This window comes from Staphylococcus sp. HMSC077D08 (assembly GCF_001837945.1).
GTDB lineage: Bacteria > Bacillota > Bacilli > Staphylococcales > Staphylococcaceae > Staphylococcus > Staphylococcus epidermidis.
The window spans coordinates 35,551-56,439 of sequence record NZ_KV834755.1; the positions used below are offsets into that span (position 1 = coordinate 35,551).

The window sequence follows — 20,889 nt, forward strand, 5'->3', positions numbered from 1 at the left end:
TAGACTTTTAAGTTTATTTATAGCAAAAGAATTTTAATAGAGAATTATGATTTAACAACATCTTGTTATATTACACTTTGAGAAAAAGTTAATCATCTAAATAATCCTATATAATATATTAAAAGCGTAGGAGGATTCATAATAATGAAATATATAGATGAGCAAACACAAGCTCAATTATTAAACATGAATGAAGTCATTTTAGAAGTAGAAAAAGCTTTGCAAGCTTTTTCAGAGAATAAGACGATAACACCATTAAGATATGTTTTGCCATTTAATGAGCAAAATCGTTATTTAGTGATGCCAGCATTATCCGATGAATTAAATATCGTTGGACTTAAAACAGTCTCATTTGCACCTGAAAATTCAAAAAAAGAGAAAGCGACTATTACTGGATCGGTTATTTTAAGTGACTATGAAACAGGAGAAACATTGTCTATATTAGATGGTGGTTTTCTTACTAAAGTAAGAACAGGTGCAATTTCAGGTGTAGCTACTAAATATCTAGCAAAAGAAAACGCTAAAACACTTAGTGTAATAGGGGCAGGTGTACAAGCTGAAGGTCTGATTGAAGCGATACTTGCTGTTAGGGATATTGAAAACATTCACATCGCTAGTAGAACGTTTGAAAAAGCAGAAAATTTTGCTCAAAATATACGAAATCGATTTAATATTAAAGTGAGTGTATTTAAATCGGCAGATGAAGCGATAGACAGTGCAGATATTGTAGTTACAGCAACAAATGCAAGTCAGCCCGTTTATACCCATTCTTTACATCCAGGCGTGCATTTAAATGCAGTCGGATCCTTTAAACCAGATATGCAAGAAATACCTTCAGAAACAATGCTTGTTGCTAATAAAATTGTTGTTGAATCTATGGAAGCAGCTTTAGAAGAAACAGGTGATTTAAAAATTCCTCAATCAGAAGGAATATTAACTAAAAATATGCTACATAGTGAATTAGGCGACATTATTTCTGGTGAAAAAGTGGGTCGCGAAACTGAAGAAGAAGTGACAGTCTTTAAATCGGTCGGTCTAGCAATTGTGGATATCATTGTGGCACAATATTTTTATAAAAAATTAATACAATCTTAGGTTAAATCAATGTTAGTGAAAATAGAGCAGGTAGAGTCGTAACTGCTCTATTTATTTTTTATCTGACGATAGGGCAATTACTTTTATCTAAGATTGATGTTTATAATTAGTTATACATTTGAACAATGCAACTACAAATAACATGATAAAAATAATTAAACTGATACTTGATAATAGCAAAGGTGCAACTTGATGTTTATAAATAAGTACATTGATATCTACAATTATAAAAATAACGAAAATAATCATAGATATAATTAAATTTGATTGATGACGTATGTATGAGCTTCTTTTCATCTACAATACAAATCCTCTCTATCATTCAATTCTTTTAGTATGTATTTTATCGTATGTTACTAACAAAGTTCAAATCCTCCTTTTTAGTCGTCAGTCACTGTACCCTCAGACAAACGTCAGACTAACGCACGCGTGACTTTACAAATAAAGGACATATTTTATAAAGAAATTACCGTCATATTATTATATTTTATTTAAGTAAAAGGATTGTTCATTCTACAAAGGCTGTGTTTTATATTTTAATATAAGGAGATTAGTTTATGAAAAAAATAATAATCACTGGAGCACTCGGTCAAATTGGTACTGAATTAGTTATTAAGTGTAGAGAAAGATATGGAACTGAAAATGTATTAGCTACTGATATAAGAAAGCCAGAACCACACTCTCCAGTTAAAGACGGTCCTTTTGAAATCTTAGATGTTACAGATAGAAATCGTTTATTTGAAACAGTGAGATATTTCAATGCCGATACACTTATGCATATGGCCGCACTGCTTTCTGCTACAGCGGAAAAGAAACCACTAGTTGCCTGGGATTTGAATATGGGGGGACTTATAAATACACTCGAAGCAGCAAGAAGGTATCAATTAAAATTTTTTACGCCAAGTTCAATAGGAGCTTTTGGTATTTCGACACCTAAAGTAAATACACCTCAATTAACAATACAACAACCAACGACTATGTATGGTATAAACAAAGTAACTGGGGAATTATTATGTCAGTATTATTATGTCAAATTTGGAGTGGATACACGTAGCGTTAGATTTCCTGGGTTAATTTCACATGTTAAAGAACCTGGCGGTGGCACAACGGATTATGCAGTTGATATGTATTTTAAGGCAGTTAAAAAAGGACATTATACAAGCTATATTAATCGTTACACTTATATGGATATGATGTACATGGAAGACGCTATTGATGCGATTATCAAATTAATGGAAGAAGACAGTGTTAAATTAAAAACAAGAAATGGCTATAACTTAAGTGCAATGAGTATTGAACCTGAAATGTTAAAACAAGCTATACAAGTATACTATCCAGATTTTACCTTAGACTATGACATTGATTTAGAGCGTCAAGATATTGCATTAAGTTGGCCAGATAGTATAGATACGAGCTGTGCTGAGGATGAGTGGGGATTTGATCCTAAATATGATTTACCAACTATGACTAAAGTGATGTTAGAGGCAATTGAGAAAAAACAAAAAGAATGCTGAGCCCATACGTACTTTTTAAAGTATATAGCTATCTTTTAAAACTTTAATAAAAGATACTACTTCAAAATATTGAATGACAAGAGAAGTTCGAATCAGTTTGTCGAGTAACTACATTGCACAAATTGTCCGATTTATATATCCCCTCATACAGATATTTTTTTAGATTCAAATGGTCAAAGTGAATGATAGGATATAGGGTAAAGAAAACTCTATCTTAGTTCCAAGTTTACTTTTAAAGAAGCTAATTTTCGATTAGAACACAAATTTAATTACCGAAAAAATAAGTGTTGATAATAACATAACTTGTAACTTAATAAATGTAGTGTTTTACTTATACTGTATACATAATAAAGTGAATATCTATTTTGAATATTTAGAAAATTCATTGAATAGTAGAATCACGATTGATATAATTTAGTGTATCTATTTAATTGGAATTATATTAGGAGGCAACAGTCATGTCAGAAAAAATAAAATTCGAAAAAAGAGAGTCTTTAAAAGAAAAGCCTGATACAGCAAACTTGGGATTTGGACAATATTTCACAGACTATATGCTAAGTGTTGATTATGACGCTGATCAAGGATGGCATGATATGAAGATTGTGCCGTACGCACCATTTGAAATTTCACCAGCAGCGCAAGGGTTACATTATGGGCAAGCAGTTTTTGAAGGCCTTAAAGCTTATAAACATAATGGCGAAGTTGTATTATTCCGTCCAGACCAAAATTTCAAGCGTATTAATAATTCTTTAGCACGTTTAGAAATGCCAGAAGTTGATGAAGCAGCATTATTAGAAGGATTAAAGCAGCTTATCGATGTTGAACGAGATTGGGTACCTGAAGGCGAAGGTCAGTCGTTATATATTCGTCCTTTTGTATTTGCTACTGAAGGTATTTTGGGTGTACGTTCTTCACATCAATATAAATTACTAATTATTTTATCTCCGTCAGGGGCTTATTATGGTGGTGACACATTAAAGTCAACTAAAATTTATGTCGAAGATGAATATGTACGTGCAGTACGTGGAGGTGTAGGTTTCGCTAAAGTTGCAGGTAACTATGCAGCTAGCTTACTTGCACAAACAAACGCTAATAAATTAGGTTATGACCAAGTATTATGGCTTGATGGTGTTGAACAAAAATATGTTGAAGAAGTTGGTAGTATGAATATTTTCTTCGTAGAAAATGGCAAAGTAGTTACGCCAGCATTAAACGGTAGTATCTTGCCTGGTATTACTAGAAAGTCAATTATTCAATTAGCTGAAGATTTAGGTTATGAAGTTGAAGAGAGAAGAGTTTCTATAGAAGAGCTGTTTAACGCATATGATAAAGGTGAACTTACAGAAGTATTTGGTTCAGGTACAGCAGCTGTTATCTCTCCTGTAGGTACACTTCGCTATGAAGATAGAGAAATTGTTATTAATAACAATGAACCTGGTAAAATCACTCAAAAATTATATGACACATATACTGGTATTCAAAGTGGCAAATTGGAAGATAAATACGGATGGAGAGTAGAAGTTCCTAAGTATTAACAATAGAGTTTTCAATTATTTATTAAATAGCATCTATAGTATATTTATTATTTGGCAGATTGATTTTTTAAATTTCGATCTGCTTTTTTAAAATCCGTTTATATAAAAATATTTTTTAATTAATTAATCACTTCATATTTTTGTTGTGTGTGGTAAAATACAATTGATATAAAATGAATATAAATCAATTAAATTTAGACAGAGAAACTTTTTTAACATATGTTTTTTCTGTCTTTTTTTATTTACACAACTAAGAATAAGGAGAGATAAAATGATTTATGCGGGTATATTAGCAGGTGGTATTGGTTCTAGAATGGGAAATGTTCCATTACCCAAACAATTTTTATTATTACAAGGAAAACCTATTATTATTCATACAGTAGAAAAATTTTTAATGTATAAGGACTTTGATGAAATCATTATTGCCACGCCTCAAAAGTGGATCAATTATATGCACGATTTGCTAAACAATTATCGATTAGACGATAAGAAAATAAAAGTAATACAAGGCGGCGACGACAGAAATCACACTATAATGAATATTATAGAAAGCATTGAGCAACATAAAAAATTAAATGATGAAGATATCATCGTTACCCATGATGCAGTTAGACCATTTCTAACAAATCGAATTATTAGAGAGAATGTGGAATATGCTAGTCAATATGGCGCTGTAGATACGGTTGTTAATGCTGTTGATACTATCATTTCTTCAAATGATGCACAATTTATTTCTGAGATTCCAATTAGAAGTGAGATGTATCAAGGACAGACGCCTCAAACTTTTAAAATAAAAGAGTTAAAGGATAGCTATTTATCGTTAACTCAATCTCAAAAGGAAATATTAACTGACGCGTGTAAAATACTCGTAGAATTGGGTAAGCCAGTAAAATTAGTCAAAGGAGAGTTATTTAACATAAAAATTACAACACCATATGATTTAAAAGTTGCGAATTCAATTATTACTGGAGCTGTTGATAATGATTAATCAAGTATATCAATTAGTAAGTCCAAGACAATTTGAAGCAACATTTAAAACTATTGATTTACATAATCATAATAGCAAAGTTATTGTTCGACCCTTATATTTGTCAATTTGTGCAGCCGATTTGAGATATTATTGTGGAAATAGAGATAGCAAAATTTTATCTAAGAAATTACCTATGTCATTGATTCATGAAAGTGTAGGTGAAATTGTATACGACTCTGAACATCGACTAAAAAATGGAACTAAAGTTGTTATGATTCCCAATACACCGTCTAAATCGCATAATATCATTGCAGAAAATTATTTAACTTCTAGTCATTTTAAGTCAAGTGGTTATGATGGTTTTATGCAAGATTATATAGTCATGAAACCTGATAGAGTAGTCACTTTACCACAAGAAATTGATTTGAGTGTAGCGTCGTATACTGAATTAGTTACAGTTAGTGTTCATGCAATAGATCGTTTTAAAGCAAAAGCAATACCACAATTTGAATCATTGGGGATATGGGGGGACGGTAATTTAGGATATATCACTGCAGTTTTACTAAAAAAACTATATCCTACTACTAAAATTATAGTTTTTGGAAAAACATTATATAAATTAAGCCGTTTTTCATTTGTAGATGAAATCATTCAAATTGACAATATTCCTCAACATATCAAAATTGATCATGCATTTGAATGTGTGGGTGGTAAAGGAAGTCAGCAGGCTATTGAACAAATTATCAATATTATTAATCCTGAAGGGAGTATCGCTTTATTAGGAGTGAGCGAACTGTCTATACAAGTGAATACAAGAATGGTTTTAGAAAAAGGTTTAACTATAATTGGTAGTAGCAGAAGTGGTTTAAAGGATTTTGAAAAAACTATTGAATTGTATCGTAAATATCCTGAAGTTCTTAATCAATTAGCATTACTTAAAGGTAAAGAATTTGAAATAAATACCATAGAAGACCTCATTACAGCGTTCGAATATGATATTTCTAACGCATGGGGAAAAACAGTTTTAAAATGGAATATTTAAAGAAAAGGAAACAACTATGACAAAGCAAAATATATTTATAGATGACATTTATTGGGAACGTGTCCAACTCTATGTCAAAGGACATTTTGAAGGAGTAAAACCTACAAGAAATTTCCTTCTCAGAAACCTAACAGAAACAAAGCTGTTCAATGCTAATCATGTTAATATTCAAGGATCAACTTTTGAGGCAAGATTTAATATTGCTATTTTAGAAAAAGGCAATTTTTTAAGTACAGGTAATTATATATTAATCAACCGACAAGAAGATGAATACGTCTGCCAAATTAATCCAAAATTTTTGAATGATAAAAAAAAGCAAATGACTTTAGAGGAGTTAAGAGATTACAACTCACTTGAGACCCAATCGTTACAAAAAAGTTATTTATTAAAAAATTATGGTAAGAGTTTTCAAAGGTATAATAACAAAGAGATTAAATCTTACGTCATTGTTCCAGCAATTTCCCAAGAAATTAATGAGTTTATTTTTAAAGTTCAATATAAATCTGAAATAAATAAAATAAGTAAACTTAAGCATTTATCATTCATATTACATAAAGCTTTGAGGAAAATTAGTTTCAATGTAAGAGATAAAATCTATTTGTCGATATTTAACATTTCCAAAACAGTATATAAGAATAATAAAAATCATGTTTTGTTTACATCAGATTCTAGAGCAAATATGTCAGGAAATTTTAAATTTATATACGAAGAAATGCTTAAACAACAATTGGACAAAAAACTTGTCATTCATTCCATTTTTAAACCTAATATAGCAAATAGGAGATCGTTTATTGATAAATTAAAATTCCCATATTTTTTAGGAAAATCTAAATATATTTTGGTTGATGATTATCATCCGATGATATATAAACTTCAATTTAGAGAAAACCAAGAAATAGTTCAAGTATGGCATGCCGTGGGTGCTTTCAAGACTGTAGGATTTAGTAGAACTGGGAAAAAGGGAGGACCTTTCATAGATTCTATTGGCCATAGGAATTATAGTAAAGCTTATGTTTCGTCAAATAATGATATTCTTTACTATGCTGAAGCTTTTGGAATTGAAGAACATAAGGTTATTCCAACAGGTGTTCCACGTACGGATGTTTTGTTCGATGAATCTTATAAAACACGCATTAAACAAAGTTTAGAAACAAAATTACCAATTATAAAAAATAAAAAAGTCATTCTTTTTGCACCTACATTTAGAGGAAGTGGGCATCGCACAGCACACTATCCTTTCTTTAAAATTAATTTTGCAAGATTAGCTAGTTATTGTGAAGAACACCAAGCTACTGTTTTGTTTAAAATGCATCCTTTTGTTAGAAATAAATTAAATATCCCAGCAATTTATAATAAATATTTTTTAGATATTTCAAATTACCGCGAAGTAAATGATGTATTGTTCATTACGGATATTTTAATCTCTGATTATTCTTCTTTAATCTATGAATTTTCAGTTTTTAAAAAACCAATGCTTTTTTATGCTTTTGATTTGGAAGATTATATTTACACGAGAGATTTTTATGAACCTTATGAAACCTTTGTCCCTGGTAAAATAGTGAAAACTTTTGATGAGCTTATTTTAGCGTTAGAAAATAATGATTTTGAATTAGAAAAGGTAAAGCCATTTTTAAATAAGAATTTTAAATATAAAGATGGTAAATCGAGTGAACGATTAGTTAAAGATTTATTTAACAAATTTTTTCAGTAAAAGAATTTAAAGGTTCTAATTTATGCTAATTGTAACAATAGATAAATAACAAGTTAGAAAATTTATATCATAGTGAAACAACTCTAAATCTAGTCATGTCTAGTAAATTTTCAAAGTATAGTTAAGTCATTTTGTTTTTAGCAAGTTCTAGATTAGTGATGTACAAAACGTATTATGAATAGAGTCTTTTAAAGTATGTATTAATTAATAAAAGTACCTAAAGAAAATAGCCATTTTTAATTTTGAACCCAATTTTAGTTTTTATACTTAAATAAAGTTCAGTTTCCTATAATTGTCATGTAATCTATAATACAATAGTTTATGTAACTATAATTAATATAAAAATCATTTTCAGGAGAGAATTAAAATTGGAATGGATATTATTTGATAAAGATGGTACATTGATTGAGTTTGACAGTAGTTGGGAAAAAATTGGCGTACGTCTCGTTGATCAACTTTTAGAAACCTTTCCAGTACATGATAAGGAAGCGGCACATCGCCAATTAGGCATTATCGATAAAAAAATTAAGCCAGATTCTGTTATGGGATCGGGTTCATTAGGTGAAATTATAGAGTCTTTTAATGGTGTAACAGGTAAAGAAACATCAGATTGGACAAAGGATACGAGTCAGGAACTCATTGATTCAAGAGTGCCTGAAAACAATTGGATTGATGGTGTACAAGAAACTATTCAAGCTCTTAGAAATGAAGGATATCACATAGGTATAGTAACAAGTGATACTAAAAAAGGAGTCGATCAATTTCTGGAGGAAACGCAAACTAGAAATCTCTTTGATTTAGTAATTTCTACAGAAACACACGCAGAAGAAAAGCCACATCCTAAAGTTTTAGATCCACTATTTAATGCTTTTGATGTTAAACCAGAAAAGGTAGCAATAGTAGGAGATACGGCCAACGATATGAAAACCGCGATTAATGCTCATTTAGGATTAGCTATCGGTGTGCTAACAGGCGTGGCTAAAAAAGAGGAACTCTACGACGCAGATGTCATCATTAATAGTGCAAAAGATGTTAAACAAGTTATAGAGCAATACGGAAAATAAAGTTTTTAAATTGAGTAAGACGTAGATGTGTGAGTCGATTCGCACGTCTACGTCCTTTTTCTTTTAATAATACATAAAAAACATCGGTTTTATGAGTCGAGATTTAATAATGTACGTAGTGTAGATTGATTATAAGAATTTTTAAATAAAGCACGACGTTGTAGTTCTGGTATAATGTATTTTACAAAATCTTCAAGGCTATGGGGTAATGAAGGTGGCATCAGATTAAAGCCGTCTGCAACGCCTTCATTAAACCACTGCTCCATCTCATCCACTATCTCCTCAGGTGTACCTATAAGAGTAAGATGACCACCACCGGCACTTAAGTAACCTAATAATTCTCTTACAGTCGGTTGTTTATCTTTTATAATGGCTAAAACTGTTTCATATCGACCAATTGGACCTTTGAAATTTTTAACAGGAGGTAAGGGAGGAACTGGTTCATCTAATTCCCAATCTGAACAATCTTGTTGAACAAAAAAACTGAGTTGCTTTAAAGCATCTTCAATGGGTAATTTTTGATCAAGTTCTGCTTTTTTTGATAATGCTTTTTCATGGGTTTCACCTACATAAGTTACTAAACCAGGGAAAATTTTAATTTTTCTATCTGGATGTTGAGTTTTAGAAATAGCATCAGACAATTTCTTTTTATAACTACGTGCTTGCTTGATATCCCATGAAACAGAGTAAACAGCATCAGTATATTTTGCTGCTAATGCAATACCTTCTTTTGACGCACCGGCTTGCATAGATACTGGTTTACCTTGAGGACTTTGTGGTGTTGTATGTGGTCCTCGTACTTGAAAATAGTCTCCCTCATGATAAAAAGGTTTAATATCTTTAGACTCAATAATTTTGTTGTTGTTTTTATCTGGTACATAAGATGCAGTTGACCAAGAAGTGAATAGCTGATTCATTACCGATGCAAATTCATCTGCTTTTTTGTAGCGCTCATGTCTTTCTGGTAAGTATTGAAGACTGTGATTTTGGGCTTCAATATCTGTCATGGATGTGACTAAATTCCAACCCACACGGCCATGAGATAAGTAGTCTAGACTTAATAATTGACGAGAAGCGGTGAATGGATTTGAAAATGTACTCGATATTGTTGGCACTAATCCTATATGTGATGTAACTTGTGCAATAGCTGATAAGTTAATTATAGGATCAAACCAAAAAGCGGGCATAGTAGTATTATCACTTGCATTAAAGGATTGATTATCTGCAAAAAAGACGATATCCAAAAGACCTTTTTCAGCTATTTGAGCTAAATGCTGATAATAAGATATGTTGCCGATATCCTCAATATTAGAATCTTTCATACGCCATGCCGCTTGATGATGACCACATCCATACAGTAACACACCTATGTTAAGAAAGTGATTATTTGTCATATGAACACCTCATTAATTATTATCTTTTTGTAAAAAATACACAAACAATTAGTTCATTGTTAAACCACCGTCAACGGTAATATTTTGACCTGTTACGCCACGTGCTTCATCTGAAGCGAGATATACGACCATATTGGCTACATCTTGAGGTGATGTTACTTTTCTAAGAGGTGTAGTTTGAGCAATTAAATCAAATACTTCAGGTGTAGTGACTGCACTTGCATCAGTCGTTTTGAGTAATCCTCCAGAAACAACATTTGCTGTAATACCATATTGTCCAAGTTCTGCAGCAATATTACGGGTAAAGCCAATGAGACCAGCCTTTGCTGTTGTATACTCATGATAAGGTACGACTGGATTTTGATACAAATTGGTTCCAATACTAATAATGCATCCACTTTGTTGTTCTATAAATTGTGGTATGACGCTTTGAGTCACATTAAATGCTCCTTTTAAAGTACCATTAAGTTGTTGTTGATAATCTTCCCAAGTTAAATCTTTAAACGATTTTTGCTGATTTGGATCAAATTTAAAACCAACAAGTGCATTATTAATGACTATATCTATTTTTCCAAAATGTTGTGTGGCAGTTTGAATCATTCGATTCACATCGTTTCTGTCTGTCACATCACCTTGAATAGCTATTGCCCTACTTTGATTATAATTTCTAATTAATTTTTCAGCTTTATCCTTATTTTGTTTGTAATTAACAACAACATTGTAGCCTTTTTCTAGTAATGTTATTGCAATTTTAGCGCCTAATCCTCGACTACTTCCCGTGATAATTGCAGTTTTTTTCATCTTCATGCCCCCAAAAGTTTTTTTGTATAAGAAAAAATGCACAACCTTCATGAGAAAAGTTGTGCATCCAAATCAATATATAAAGACAGAATGATAATTAGATGAGATTCAACACTTTCCTCCGCTAGTATAAGCTAGTTCAGGTTCAAAGGGTTTGGATGATATCCATCTCAGTTAAAAAACACCCCTAGTGCATTTAATTCACTTATAGTATAAACATAGAATTTTTATAAAATATTGTCAACATTCTTAATAATAGCTATATCTGTTATTTTAATATTTAAGTAAACGGTATATGAAATAACTTGTGAAAGTATATAAATATGAGTTCTAATTTTCTACGATTAGATATATTATCTTGTATCCACTTGTCGGTATGCTTTAATAACTTGAGCAATTTTATCAATGACTGAATCAAGGGAGTCTACGTCTTCGTGTATGTCATATTCATTAATATTAAGTCGAACAACAGGACATGCATTAAAATTGTTAATCCAAGTTTCATACCGTTTAAATAGTTTTCTCCAATATTCTGGATCTGTATTGATTTCCATGTCACGTCCTCGCTGTTGAATACGATCAATTACTTCATCATAATCACATTCTAGATAAATCAGAACATCAGGCTTTGGAAAATAAGGTGTCATGACCATTGCATTAAATAATTCGTAATACGTGTGGTAGTCATCAGCACTCATTGTTCCTTGTTCTTCATGCATTTTTGCAAAAATATCCACATCTTCATAAATTGAACGATCTTGAACGAATCCGCCACCATACTCAAACATGCGTTTTTGTTCCTTAAAACGTTCAGCAAGAAAGTAAATTTGAAGATGAAAGCTCCAACGTTCAAAATTATGATAAAATTTATCTAAATAAGGATTATGGTCTACATTCTCAAAGGAAGTTTTAAAATTTAACTTATCAGCAAGTGCTTGTGTTAACGTAGATTTACCAACCCCTACAGTACCAGCAATGGTTATTACTGCATTTTGAGGAATACCATAATTATTCATCTTTATTTTCTCCAATCATAGGTTTTACTAAATTTAAAATATTTTGGTAATCGTAATCATTTTTAACGAAATCTTGTTGAGACGTATCAATTCGAATGACATTTGCACCGTCATTCTTTAATGATTCATAATAAGCAAGATAATCTTTTTTTAAAGTAAGTAAATAGTCATCTTCTATATGAGATTCAAAGCTACGATTACGTTGTGCAATTCTAGATTTTAATACATCTAAATCAGCATCTAAAAAGATAATTGTATTTGGCATTTCGATATCTTCAGTTAAAATATCAAAAATACGACTGAATTTATCAAATTCTTTAGCATCTAAAGTATTTTTAGCAAAAATTTTATTTTTATGAATATGATAATCGCTAACTATACCTTGATTTAGTGACTCAATATCTCTAATCTGTTTATATCTGTTACATAAAAAGAACATTTCAGTTTGAAAACTCCATTTTTCTATATCATCATAAAAATCGGATAAAAATGGATTTTCATCAACAATTTCCTTCTCTTCATAAAAACCAAACGTCTTGCTTAAACGGTGAGCAAGAGAGGATTTACCAACACCTATAGGTCCTTCGATTGCAATAAATGGTTTATTCATAATCACTTCTCCAAATGTTAAGATAGACAATGAGTATTGTACCATAAGTGAGGTGTTCCAACACATATGAAAAAAAATCATGATTACATGCGCTTAGCAATTAATGAAGCACATAAAGCCAAAGCATTAGGAGAAGTTCCAATCGGAGCAGTTATTGTTAAAGAGGATCAAGTCATTGCACGTGCACATAATTTAAGGGAAACATTGCAGCAACCTACTGCCCATGCAGAGCACATAGCGATAGAACGGGCGTCAGAAGTTGTCGGCAGTTGGAGATTAGAAGAATGTACGTTGTATGTTACATTAGAGCCCTGTGTCATGTGTGCGGGCACTATTATTATGAGCCGTATTCCAAAGGTTGTGTACGGTGCTACTGATCCCAAAGGAGGATGTTCAGGAAGTCTTATGAATTTATTAGAACAACCGCAGTTTAATCATAGGGCAATCGTAGAAAAAGGAATTTTAGAAGAAGAGTGTGCAGAACTATTGAGAAGTTTTTTTAAGGAAATACGTGAAAAGAAAAAAGCAGAAAAACAGGGGAAGATACAAAAGGATATAAATTTGTTAAAATGATGTCGTACATAAATAAACGTATTTTTGAAGTCCAGTAAATCGTTAAAGATTGTGTGATAACATATAACAATGATGAAGTTAAGACACATGCTACACACATTAATTTTAAATCAATTAAAAAAATTCATATAGCATCACTTTAAAATAAGTGGAAACGAGGTCAACTAATGATAAAGCTAATAGCAACTGATATGGATGGAACATTACTTAACGCTGGTCATGAAATCACCACTATGAATCAAGAAGCGATAAAATTTGCGCAAGCGAACGGCATTACAGTAGTTATTGCAACTGGTAGAGCATTTTATGAGGCACAAACACCTGTTGCTGAAACAGACTTAAAAGTACCTTACATATGTTTGAATGGTGCAGAAGTTCGTGATGAATCATTTAATATAATGAGTACATCGCATCTTAATCATGATTTAGTACACAAAATTACGACAGCACTTAAAAATAATCATATTTATTATCAAATTTACACAAACCGTGGCATATATACAGAAGATCCTAAACGTGATTTAGCAATCTATATAGATATTGCAGAACGTGCGGGTCAAAAAGCAGATGTAGACAAGATACGAAATAATATACAAAAACGCATAGATAACGGTACTTTAAAAGTTGTAGATAATTATGATTCAATTGAAGATATTCCTGGAGAACTTATTATGAAGGTGTTAGCTTTTGATGCAGATTTAAGTAAAATCGACCAAGTAGGTCAAGCGTTAGCATCATCACCAAATTTAGCAGTATCTTCATCATCAAGAGGTAATCTAGAAATCACTCATTCAGACGCTCAAAAAGGCATTGCCTTATCAGCTATTGCTCATCAATTGGGTATAGATTTAACAGATGTGATAGCAATAGGAGATAATTTAAATGATATTTCAATGCTAGAACGTGTAGGTTATCCAGTAGCAATGAATAATGCTACAGATGAAGTTAAACATATTGCTAAATATGTCACAGACACCAATGAAAATAGTGGAGTTGGAAAAGCAATCATGAAAATATTAAAAGAGGAAAATAATTTAGAGGTGTAAAATAATGAAAGGTTTAATTATTATAGGGAGTGCTCAAATAGGGTCTCATACGAACGCTTTATCGAAGTATTTAAAAGGGCAACTCGGCGAACACGATGTTGAGGTGGAAATCTTTGACCTAGCTGAGAAACCCATTCATCAATTGGATTTTGCTGGTACAACACAAGCAGTTGATGAAATTAAAAACAATGTCAAATCTTTACAAAATAAAGCAATGGAAGCAGATTTCTTAATTTTAGGAACGCCAAATTATCATGGATCGTTTTCAGGTATTCTTAAAAATGCACTTGACCACCTTAATATGGACCATTTCAAAATGAAACCCGTGGGACTCATTTGCAATAGTGGAGGAATAGTAAGTTCTGAGCCATTATCACACTTAAGAGTCATCGTACGTAGTTTACTTGGTATTGCTGTACCAACGCAAATTGCTACACATGACTCTGATTATGCTAAATTAGAAGATGGTACCTTATACTTAGAAGATAATGAATTTCAACTACGTGCAAAATTGTTTGTTGATCAAATTGTATCCTTCGTAACAAATAGTCCATATGAACACTTAAAATAATCATATTTTATGATTTGTTTTTATCAAGCAATATCATTAAATTAGCTCCCTTTGATGTTTTTAGTAAACATTAAAGGGAGTCTTTATATTTATTGCCTTAATAAAACATATACATGATTTTTGAGATTTAACTTTAAAATATTCCATAAAACACTGTGACAGAGATGTGCATAATACTAATATGAAACACCGCGGTTATTTATATTTTTATCATTCGAAATAGTTTGGTGACAATTTTTTTGATGAATATAGTAATAATTTCAACTATTTATGTTATTAGAATTTTAAGAAATGTAGAGCGAATTAATTAACTGTTTATTAAATGTTTGTTAACATATTTAAAAAATATTGCAAAAAAGACTTATATACTATATTGTATTTTACTCTAGAAACGATTTTTACTTGAAAATTACATTGAAATAGTCAAAGATAAGGAGTTTTTATGATTAAAAAAAAATAATTTACTAACTAAAAAGAAACCTATAGCAAATAAATCCAATAAATATGCAATTAGAAAATTCACAGTAGGTACAGCGTCTATTGTAATAGGTGCAACATTATTGTTTGGTTTAGGTCATAATGAGGCCAAAGCTGAGGAGAATACAGTACAAGACGTTAAAGATTCGAATACGGATGATGAATTATCAGATAGCAATGATCAGTCCAGTAATGAAGAAAAGAATGATGTAATCAATAATAGTCAGTCAATAAACACCGATGATGATAACCAAATAAAAAAAGAAGAAACGAATAGCAACGATGCCATAGAAAATCGCTCTAAAGATATAACACAGTCAACAACAAATGTAGATGAAAACGAAGCAACATTTTTACAAAAGACCCCTCAAGATAATACTCAGCTTAAAGAAGAAGTGGTAAAAGAACCCTCATCAGTCGAATCCTCAAATTCATCAATGGATACTGCCCAACAACCATCTCATACAACAATAAATAGTGAAGCATCTATTCAAACAAGTGATAATGAAGAAAATTCCCGCGTATCAGATTTTGCTAACTCTAAAATAATAGAGAGTAACACTGAATCCAATAAAGAAGAGAATACTATAGAGCAACCTAACAAAGTAAGAGAAGATTCAATAACAAGTCAACCGTCTAGCTATAAAAATATAGATGAAAAAATTTCAAATCAAGATGAGTTATTAAATTTACCAATAAATGAATATGAAAATAAGGTTAGACCGTTATCTACAACATCTGCCCAACCATCGAGTAAGCGTGTAACCGTAAATCAATTAGCGGCAGAACAAGGTTCGAATGTTAATCATTTAATTAAAGTTACTGATCAAAGTATTACTGAAGGATATGATGATAGTGATGGTATTATTAAAGCACATGATGCTGAAAACTTAATCTATGATGTAACTTTTGAAGTAGATGATAAGGTGAAATCTGGTGATACGATGACAGTGAATATAGATAAGAATACAGTTCCATCAGATTTAACCGATAGTTTTGCAATACCAAAAATAAAAGATAATTCTGGAGAAATCATCGCTACAGGTACTTATGACAACACAAATAAACAAATTACCTACACTTTTACAGATTATGTAGATAAATATGAAAATATTAAAGCGCACCTTAAATTAACATCATACATTGATAAATCAAAGGTTCCAAATAATAACACTAAGTTAGATGTAGAATATAAGACGGCCCTTTCATCAGTAAATAAAACAATTACGGTTGAATATCAAAAACCTAACGAAAATCGGACTGCTAACCTTCAAAGTATGTTCACAAACATAGATACGAAAAACCATACAGTTGAGCAAACGATTTATATTAACCCTCTTCGTTATTCAGCCAAAGAAACAAATGTAAATATTTCAGGGAATGGCGATGAAGGTTCAACAATTATCGACGATAGTACAATCATTAAAGTTTATAAGGTTGGAGATAATCAAAATTTACCAGATAGTAACAGAATTTATGATTACAGTGAATATGAAGATGTCACAAATGATGATTATGCCCAATTAGGAAATAATAATGACGTGAATATTAATTTTGGTAATATAGATTCACCATATATTATTAAAGTTATTAGTAAATATGACCCTAATAAGGACGATTACACGACGATACAGCAAACTGTGACAATGCAAACGACTATAAATGAGTATACTGGTGAGTTTAGAACAGCATCCTATGATAATACAATTGCTTTCTCTACAAGTTCAGGTCAAGGACAAGGTGACTTGCCTCCTGAAAAAACTTATAAAATCGGAGATTACGTATGGGAAGATGTAGATAAAGATGGTATTCAAAATACAAATGATAATGAAAAACCGCTTAGTAATGTATTGGTAACTTTGACGTATCCTGATGGAACTTCAAAATCAGTCAGAACAGATGAAGAGGGGAAATATCAATTTGATGGGTTAAAAAACGGATTGACTTATAAAATTACATTCGAAACACCGGAAGGATATACGCCGACGCTTAAACATTCAGGAACAAATCCTGCACTAGACTCAGAAGGCAATTCTGTATGGGTAACTATTAACGGACAAGACGATATGACTATTGATAGCGGATTTTATCAAACACCTAAATATAGCTTAGGGAACTATGTATGGTATGACACTAATAAAGATGGTATTCAAGGTGATGATGAAAAAGGAATCTCTGGAGTAAAAGTGACGTTAAAAGATGAAAACGGAAATATCATTAGTACAACAACAACTGATGAAAATGGAAAGTATCAATTTGATAATTTAAATAGTGGTAATTATATTGTTCATTTTGATAAACCTTCAGGTATGACTCAAACAACAACAGATTCTGGTGATGATGACGAACAGGATAGAAGTCCATGTAACAATTACTGATCATGATGACTTTAGTATAGATAACGGATACTATGATGACGACTCAGATTCAGATAGTGATTCAGACTCAGACAGTGACTCAGACTCCGATAGCGACTCGGATTCAGACAGTGACTCAGACTCAGATAGTGATTCAGATTCAGACAGCGACTCAGACTCCGATAGTGATTCAGACTCAGACAGCGATTCCGACTCAGACAGCGATTCCGACTCAGACAGCGACTCAGATTCCGATAGTGATTCAGATTCAGACAGCGACTCCGACTCAGACAGTGACTCAGGATTAGACAATAGCTCAGATAAGAATACAAAAGATAAATTACCGGATACAGGAGCTAATGAAGATCATGATTCTAAAGGCACATTACTTGGAACTTTATTTGCAGGTTTAGGAGCGTTATTAGTAGGGAACCGTCGCAAAAATAGAAAAAATAAAAATTAAATTATTCAAATGAAATTATTAGAAAGAAGCAGATACGACATTTGAATAGAAAGTATATTTAGTCCAACAAATGTAAGGTGTTGATTAAAACTATAATATAACTTTCACGTTTATCATATCTTGTGAAAAAGATGATGCAAACAAGGTCATTTTTATTAAAAATGACTGAAATGTATGATTAATAGAGAAATAGATACAACTCACAATCTGACAATGATTTAATAGAGGAACCGTGAATTTTAAATGAATTCATGGTTCCTTTTTATCGAATGAATAAAAAATTCTTTTATGTAATACAAAAAAATACTATGAAACCATTTAATAATAAATGACTTCATAGCAAAATTTGACTTATGTTTTTATGCTTTAGTTAAAATGTTGAAGTAAATTTTTCCACAGTAACATGATTTGTGTTCGAGAATACTTTTGTGCAGTTTCAACACAATGATGAGAAAAAGATTGTTGAAGTTGGGGGTTGTTGAGCAATAATTTTACTTTTTCAAATAGCATGTGTTGATTATTCTTTTCTATTAAATATCCATTCTTACCGTCCTGTATCAATTCACCTGGACCATATTGAATATCATAACTGATAGAAGGTACACCATGTGATTCACATTCTAATAATGCTAAGGAAAAGCCTTCCATATTACTTGTTATTAAATTTAGATATGCATCTTGATACTCATCAGTTAAATCTTTTAAAAAACCTCTTAATATTACGTGTTTTTCTAGTCCTAATTCTTGAATACGTTCTTTTAAATGTTGTTCTTCTTTACCAAAACCATACATATGTAGTTCGATATTTGTAAACGTATCTTTAAGCCTATTAATAAGTTCAATTTGTTGTATCAATTGCTTTTCAGGTGAGTATCTTGCGACAGAAATAATTTTTTTAGGTAAAACATAGTTATTTTTATTAGAGTCATCGTTCATTTCAATAGATGAATAACCAACTGGAATAGCATATACTGGAATGACTCCTCTGATTCTCTCAATTACATCAGCTTTTTGTTGTTGTGTTGAAACAATGATGGCTTTATACCTTTGTAAATGTTCAAAAACCCCTTTATAAACATTTTTGATTGGTGAATGCGTTAAATCAGTAACATCTTTAACATGAGTGCTATGTAACACTGCAATAACAGGGATGTAAGATGCAACTATGTTAAATATATGTGATGTAACAAGGTTACGATCGCTAAAGAATAAGTCACTACTTTGATATATTGTTTCAATAAAAAAAGCACCTAGCTCAGTTTCATTATTTAAAAAGTGCGTTTTACCTAAATGATTTAATATAATCTTTTTTGCCACATAGGGATGATTTGAATTAATATCATAATACTTTTCAATTTTCACTTTTCCTTCAGGAGAAAGATAGTACTCTGCTTGTATTTTTTGGTCCGTTGATAAAACTCTAACGCAACTTAAAAATCCACGTGTATCGTATAACTCTCTTTTTATTTTTCTTCTAGATGTATCAAAGTAATTAATATAATCAATTTTTTGATAAGCTTCATCAGCAAAATGCGCATACATTATAAATTGTTGTTGATCATAAATCCGGACGTCATTTGTCTCAGAAACAGGTTTTATAGTATAGCCACATTCATTTCTCCAGTAATGAATCCAATTTTTACTGAACACTGATGTTACGTTACTTGCTTCTTGAAAATAATCATACATGTTTATATAATCTTCGCTATTAATATATTGCGATGCTGTTTGAGTTAAATAGCGATTCCATGCTAGTAATAAGATTTTAGCTTGATAATGATATGCTTTAAATAGGTTTAATCGATTAATCATTGCTTTTTCTATACCAGCAGTTTTATGACCGATGTTATTACCTACAAAATAGTACATAATTTACCTCATATAGTTAAGTTTATTTTACAAACATTGTAACATAATAAAAATTTATAATATTAATAAAACTAATAAACATTTAAAAATAATTTATACGAAAATACATACTACTAACTATATTTACCTCTTTATAATCAAAAAATTTAAAATAACGAGTCACTTACAAACGAGCTTATAATAAAATTTATTGTGTGTGAATACAACTATTGTGATAGCACCCACAATAAACGATTTTAGTTGTTTATCATGATTACTCCACTTAGTATATTTCTGTTATTGTAGTTTCACTCATCAGTATGATAGCGAAGTATGTTGTTAAATTTGTTGAAAAGTATAAATAATAGTGAGTTTTAAGTTTTGAGTTAAGTTACACTCTATGAGCAAATGTTTCGATCGCTGCTTTAATCTCATCTCTTACACGTTGAAATTCTGACCAATCTTTACCAGCAGGATCATCAAATCCCCAATGTTCTTTAGTGACGTTTTTAGGTAAAACTGGACAGTTTGCATCTGCATCACTACACAATGTGACAACTATATCAGACGCTATTAAAATGTCATTGTTTATCAGGTCAGAAGTGTGATGTGAAATATCAATACCGACTTCTTTCATAGCTTTTATAGCATGCGGATTAACACCATGTGTTTCAATGCCAGCAGAATATACATTCCATTTATCACCTAATATTAATTTTCCAAAACCTTCAGCCATTTGACTGCGACAAGAATTACCAGTACAAATAAAATAAATAGTTTTCTTTTGCATAAAAAAATCTCC

17 protein-coding genes, 1 pseudogene and 1 riboswitch are annotated in these 20,889 nt (G+C 31.2%); of the genes and pseudogenes, 11 read left to right on the plus strand and 7 right to left on the minus strand.

Annotated elements, in window-relative coordinates:
• Positions 1-144 precede the first annotated feature (144 nt).
• Complete coding sequence (locus HMPREF2663_RS02975) at positions 145-1,095, plus strand: ornithine cyclodeaminase family protein (RefSeq protein WP_002475595.1); 951 nt, start codon at positions 145-147, stop codon at positions 1,093-1,095.
• A gap of 87 nt (positions 1,096-1,182) precedes the next feature.
• Here the strand turns inward: HMPREF2663_RS02975 and HMPREF2663_RS02980 are convergent, their stop codons facing one another.
• Positions 1,183-1,392, minus strand: coding sequence for a hypothetical protein (locus HMPREF2663_RS02980; protein ID WP_002475516.1), 210 nt, complete (start codon positions 1,390-1,392; stop codon positions 1,183-1,185).
• Positions 1,393-1,652: 260 nt separating this feature from the next.
• Between HMPREF2663_RS02980 and HMPREF2663_RS02985 the strand changes: the two genes are divergently transcribed.
• From HMPREF2663_RS02985 to HMPREF2663_RS03010, 6 genes are all read left to right on the plus strand, one after another.
• Positions 1,653-2,609 carry an NAD-dependent epimerase/dehydratase family protein gene (locus HMPREF2663_RS02985; RefSeq protein ID WP_002445742.1) on the plus strand — a complete coding sequence of 319 codons (957 nt, stop codon included), beginning with the start codon at positions 1,653-1,655 and terminating at the stop codon, positions 2,607-2,609.
• 458 nt (positions 2,610-3,067) lie between these two features.
• Positions 3,068-4,144 (plus strand): branched-chain amino acid aminotransferase, encoded by a 1,077-nt coding sequence (locus HMPREF2663_RS02990; RefSeq protein WP_002458636.1) that lies wholly within the window; start codon positions 3,068-3,070, stop codon positions 4,142-4,144.
• A gap of 271 nt (positions 4,145-4,415) precedes the next feature.
• Complete coding sequence (locus HMPREF2663_RS02995; protein ID WP_002445744.1) at positions 4,416-5,132, plus strand: IspD/TarI family cytidylyltransferase; 717 nt, start codon at positions 4,416-4,418, stop codon at positions 5,130-5,132.
• A complete protein-coding gene (locus HMPREF2663_RS03000; RefSeq protein ID WP_002445745.1) occupies positions 5,125-6,156 on the plus strand; it encodes an alcohol dehydrogenase catalytic domain-containing protein in 1,032 nt (343 codons plus the stop codon). Before HMPREF2663_RS02995 ends, HMPREF2663_RS03000 begins: the two co-directional genes overlap by 8 nt.
• 16 nt (positions 6,157-6,172) lie before the next feature.
• Positions 6,173-7,867: a CDP-glycerol glycerophosphotransferase family protein gene (locus HMPREF2663_RS03005; RefSeq protein ID WP_070845752.1), complete on the plus strand. Its 1,695-nt coding sequence runs from the start codon at positions 6,173-6,175 to the stop codon at positions 7,865-7,867.
• 368 nt (positions 7,868-8,235) lie between these two features.
• Positions 8,236-8,931, plus strand: coding sequence for an HAD family hydrolase (locus HMPREF2663_RS03010; protein WP_002438704.1), 696 nt, complete (start codon positions 8,236-8,238; stop codon positions 8,929-8,931).
• Positions 8,932-9,020: 89 nt separating this feature from the next.
• Here HMPREF2663_RS03010 and HMPREF2663_RS03015 read toward each other — a convergent pair whose 3' ends face one another.
• The 4 genes from HMPREF2663_RS03015 to HMPREF2663_RS03030 form a co-directional block, all read right to left on the minus strand.
• Entirely contained in the window at positions 9,021-10,325 is a 1,305-nt protein-coding gene (locus HMPREF2663_RS03015) for an NtaA/DmoA family FMN-dependent monooxygenase (protein ID WP_070845754.1), read from the minus strand.
• A gap of 48 nt (positions 10,326-10,373) precedes the next feature.
• Positions 10,374-11,126 (minus strand): 3-oxoacyl-ACP reductase, encoded by a 753-nt coding sequence (locus HMPREF2663_RS03020; RefSeq protein WP_070845756.1) that lies wholly within the window; start codon positions 11,124-11,126, stop codon positions 10,374-10,376.
• Positions 11,127-11,225: 99 nt separating this feature from the next.
• Positions 11,226-11,325: riboswitch (TPP riboswitch) on the minus strand.
• A 154-nt stretch (positions 11,326-11,479) separates the two neighbouring features.
• Entirely contained in the window at positions 11,480-12,142 is a 663-nt protein-coding gene (locus tag HMPREF2663_RS03025; RefSeq protein WP_070845758.1) for a deoxynucleoside kinase, read from the minus strand.
• The gene (locus HMPREF2663_RS03030) at positions 12,135-12,752 is read right to left on the minus strand and encodes a deoxynucleoside kinase (RefSeq protein WP_002469116.1); all 618 of its coding nucleotides are present in this window, start codon (positions 12,750-12,752) and stop codon (positions 12,135-12,137) included. The genes HMPREF2663_RS03025 and HMPREF2663_RS03030 overlap by 8 nt, the downstream gene beginning before the upstream one ends.
• Before the next feature lie 66 nt (positions 12,753-12,818).
• On the opposite strand from HMPREF2663_RS03030, the gene tadA reads away from it, so the two are divergent.
• The 4 genes and pseudogenes from tadA to sdrG all read left to right on the plus strand — a co-directional run bounded on the left by tadA (position 12,819) and on the right by sdrG (position 18,239).
• Positions 12,819-13,325, plus strand: a complete 507-nt coding sequence (tadA, locus tag HMPREF2663_RS03035) for a tRNA adenosine(34) deaminase TadA (RefSeq protein WP_002438711.1) — start codon at positions 12,819-12,821, stop codon at positions 13,323-13,325.
• Between the two features lie 167 nt (positions 13,326-13,492).
• On the plus strand, positions 13,493-14,371 hold the full coding sequence (locus HMPREF2663_RS03040; protein ID WP_002458628.1) for a Cof-type HAD-IIB family hydrolase: 879 nt from the start codon (positions 13,493-13,495) through the stop codon (positions 14,369-14,371).
• A gap of 4 nt (positions 14,372-14,375) precedes the next feature.
• Entirely contained in the window at positions 14,376-14,942 is a 567-nt protein-coding gene (locus tag HMPREF2663_RS03045; RefSeq protein WP_002490265.1) for an NADPH-dependent FMN reductase, read from the plus strand.
• A gap of 482 nt (positions 14,943-15,424) precedes the next feature.
• Positions 15,425-18,239, plus strand: a pseudogene (gene sdrG, locus HMPREF2663_RS03050) (MSCRAMM family adhesin SdrG).
• Between the two features lie 366 nt (positions 18,240-18,605).
• On the opposite strand, the gene HMPREF2663_RS03055 reads toward sdrG, so the two are convergent.
• Together HMPREF2663_RS03055 and arsC are read right to left on the minus strand one after the other, a co-directional pair.
• Positions 18,606-20,108, minus strand: a complete 1,503-nt coding sequence (locus HMPREF2663_RS03055) for a glycosyltransferase (protein ID WP_070845760.1) — start codon at positions 20,106-20,108, stop codon at positions 18,606-18,608.
• 370 nt (positions 20,109-20,478) lie between these two features.
• On the minus strand, positions 20,479-20,877 hold the full coding sequence (arsC, locus tag HMPREF2663_RS03060) for an arsenate reductase (thioredoxin) (protein ID WP_002445750.1): 399 nt from the start codon (positions 20,875-20,877) through the stop codon (positions 20,479-20,481).
• Positions 20,878-20,889: the final 12 nt, after the last annotated feature.